The organism is Nonomuraea lactucae (assembly GCF_003313395.1).
Lineage (GTDB): Bacteria > Actinomycetota > Actinomycetes > Streptosporangiales > Streptosporangiaceae > Nonomuraea > Nonomuraea lactucae.
The window spans coordinates 1-2,818 of the sequence record NZ_QNFZ01000652.1; the positions used below are offsets into that span (position 1 = coordinate 1).

4 protein-coding genes and 1 pseudogene are annotated in these 2,818 nt (G+C 74.0%); 2 read left to right on the top strand and 3 right to left on the bottom strand.

Annotation, left to right across the window (positions count from 1 at the left end; genetic code table 11):
* A pseudogene (locus DQW85_RS24835) lies at positions 1-538 on the bottom strand (two-component sensor histidine kinase); the annotation flags it as partial.
* Between the two features lie 90 nt (positions 539-628).
* A complete protein-coding gene (locus DQW85_RS24840; RefSeq protein WP_113702416.1) occupies positions 629-1,306 on the bottom strand; it encodes a response regulator transcription factor in 678 nt (225 codons plus the stop codon).
* A gap of 27 nt (positions 1,307-1,333) precedes the next feature.
* Here DQW85_RS24840 and DQW85_RS44825 point away from each other — a divergent pair, with 27 nt between their 5' ends.
* Both DQW85_RS44825 and DQW85_RS24845 read left to right on the top strand, forming a co-directional pair.
* Positions 1,334-1,882: a hypothetical protein gene (locus DQW85_RS44825; protein WP_162795347.1), complete on the top strand. Its 549-nt coding sequence runs from the start codon at positions 1,334-1,336 to the stop codon at positions 1,880-1,882.
* Complete coding sequence (locus DQW85_RS24845; protein ID WP_113702415.1) at positions 1,882-2,460, top strand: TetR/AcrR family transcriptional regulator; 579 nt, start codon at positions 1,882-1,884, stop codon at positions 2,458-2,460. Before DQW85_RS44825 ends, DQW85_RS24845 begins: the two co-directional genes overlap by 1 nt.
* Before the next feature lie 7 nt (positions 2,461-2,467).
* Here DQW85_RS24845 and DQW85_RS24850 read toward each other — a convergent pair.
* Positions 2,468-2,818 (bottom strand): 2-thiouracil desulfurase family protein (locus DQW85_RS24850; RefSeq protein WP_162795348.1); only part of this gene is annotated, 351 nt, incomplete at its 5' end.

Below are 2,818 nucleotides of genomic sequence, written 5' to 3' on the forward strand. Positions count from 1 at the left end.
AGCCGAGCCGCCGCGCCGCCCGGACCACCCGCGCGCCCAGCCGGTCGCCGACCAGCACCGAGCCGAGCACCAGCACCACGGCCACGCCGGTCAGCACCGCCCACGACGTGCCGACACCGCGGGTCAGGTCGCCGGCGGGCACGAACACCTCGATCACGGCGCCCCTGTCCTCGTCCAGCGCGACCGGGCGCAGCAGCGCGTAGCCCGCGGGCAGCTTGATCCAGCTCGCCCTGGTCTGCGCCATCGCGCGCGCGATCTCCGCCCGGGGAGCGCGTGAGGTGCCGGTGGCCGCGCCGCCCTTGGCGTGGACGGCGAGGTTGCCACGCCGTCCCGCCTCGGTGCGCGTGATCGCCAGGACCAGTTCGCCCGGCTCGATGGTCAGCGCCAGCACCGGCACCAGCGCCGACGCCTGCCGTTCGGCGTCGGCCAGCGCCCTGGCCTGCGCGGTCTCCTTCACGGTCAGCGCCAGGGGCACCAGGAACGCCAGCGCGACCATCGAGGTGACCGCGACCACCAGGACGGCCAGCGTCCGCCTCATCCTCGCCTCACCGTCGTCTCGTCACCTTCGTCTCCTCGCTGCCGCTGTGCCTGCCGCCGCCTGCCACTGCCTGTCCCTCCCTGTCGCGGCCTACCGCGGCGGGGAGAGCATGACCCCGACGCCGCGAACGGTGTGCAGGTAGCGGGGCTGCGAGGCGCTCTCGCCCAGCTTGCGGCGGAGCCACGACAGGTGCACGTCGATGGTCTGGTCGTCCCCGTACGACTGCTGCCAGACCTCCACCAGCAGCTCCTGGCGGGTGACCACCCGGTCGGCCCTGGCGGCGAGGTAGGCGAGCAGGTCGAACTCCCGCCTCGTGAGCGAGAGCGCCCCGCCGTCGAGCGTGGCCTCCCGCCGGTTGACGTCCACCACCAGCCCGCCCACGTGGATCGACTGGGGCGGCTGCGCCGACCTGGCCCGGCGCAGCACCGCGTCCAGCCGCGCGCCCAGGTGGTCGCCCGAGAACGGCTTGACCAGGTAGTCGTCGGCGCCCGCTTCGAGCAGTCTGACGATCTCCGCCTCGTCGTCCCGGGCCGTGGCCACGATCACCGGCACGTCCGAGATGCCGCGTATCATCCGCAGCGCCTCCGAACCGTCCAGGTCGGGCAGGCCGAGGTCGAGGACCACGGCGTCCGGCGGGCGCTGGGAGATCTCCCTGAGGGCGTCCAGGGCGCAGCCGGCGCTGCGGACCGCGTGCTGCCGCCTGCTGAGCTCATGGATGATCGCCGATCTGACTAATTCGTCGTCTTCGACTACGAGCACCGTCGCCATGCGCACCAACCGTACATAATGCCTCTCATGCGGCGGGCCCTTAGATACACGGCGATCTGGTGCGGAGCGACCGCGGTCGCCGTGTCGGTGTCGTGGTTCGGCGTCCGGGGGGTGCTGCGCAGCGACCTCGTGGACGACGTCCCGGTGCGGCCGTTCCTGGCCCAGACGGTCGCGGAGGGCGGCCGCACGCCGACCGCCGGTCCCACCCCCTCCCCGACGGATTCGGCGTCCGGCACCCCCACGCCCTCTTCCGCCCCCTCTCCCAGGGCCACGCCCGCCCGGACGCGCGCCGCCACGCCGCCGACCCGCCGTCCCACCAGGAAGCCCGACACCCCGGCTCCCGGCGCCACGCGGGGCGGCACGCCGCTGAGAGTGGTCACGGTGAAGGGCGGCGAGGTCGTGTTCACGCTCGGCTCCGGCGGCTGCCGCCTGGTTTCGGCCACCCCCGCCACCGGCTACACGGCCAAGGTCGCCCGCAACGTCGGCTGGATCAGGGTCGACCTGGTCAAGGGCGAGCACGGCTCTGGAGTCTGGTGCATCAGCGGCGAGCAACGCACCGACACCTGGGAGTACTGATGGGCAGCAGCCGCCGCTGGGATCGCTCCGGCAGCACCCGCGACGCGCTGCTGCGCGCCGCCCGCGAGGTGTTCCTGGCCAAGGGGTACGGCGAGGCCACGGTGGCCGACATCGTGCAGGCGTCGGGCATCAGCGTCGGCAGCCTCTACCACCACTTCGGCGGCAAGCCGGGCCTGTTCCTGGCCCTGTGGGAGCAGTTCATGCGCGGCCAGGAGGAGCGCACCGCCCGCGCCGCGCGGGCGGTCGAGGGCGCCGGAGAGCGCTTCGTGACGGGTGCGCGCGCCTACCTCGAAGGCTCGTGGGAGCACCGCGACGTGGCCCGGATCTTCCTGGAGAACGACGGACCGGCCGAGTTCGCCCTGCTGCAGCGGCAGCGCGGCTGGGACTGGATGGGCGGCAACAGGCGGCTGCTCGGGCTCGACGACTCGCGGCGCAGCCACGTGCTGGTCGTGCTCCTGACCACGATGATGCGGGAGGCCGGTGTGCTGGTGGCCGCCTGCGAGACCGAACACGAGGCGAAGGCGACGATCGACGAGGTGGTCCGCCTGGTGAGGCGCATGCTGCCGCACCCGGCGTAGCCCGCGGCTACGCCGTCTCCAGGGCGCGCAGGTAGTCGGCCGCCTCCGCGAGGTGGTCCTCGGTGAAGACCCGGATGCCGTTGAGCTCCAGCAGCGCCGTGGTGACCCCCTGGCCCGGGGCGCGCCGTCCCCGGAACGTGCCGTCGTACACGGCCAGCGCGCCGCACGACGGGCTGCCGTCCTTCAGCACCGCGAGCCGTACGCCGAAGGATCGGGCCACGGCGAGCGCGGACTGTGCGCCCGCCAGGAACTCCGCGGTCACGTCGGTCCCGTCGGCGGTCAGCACGCGCGCCGCGCCCGACAGCACCGCGGCGCCTCCCGCGCCGCCCTCGATCTCGGCGGCGGGCCGGGGCGTCGG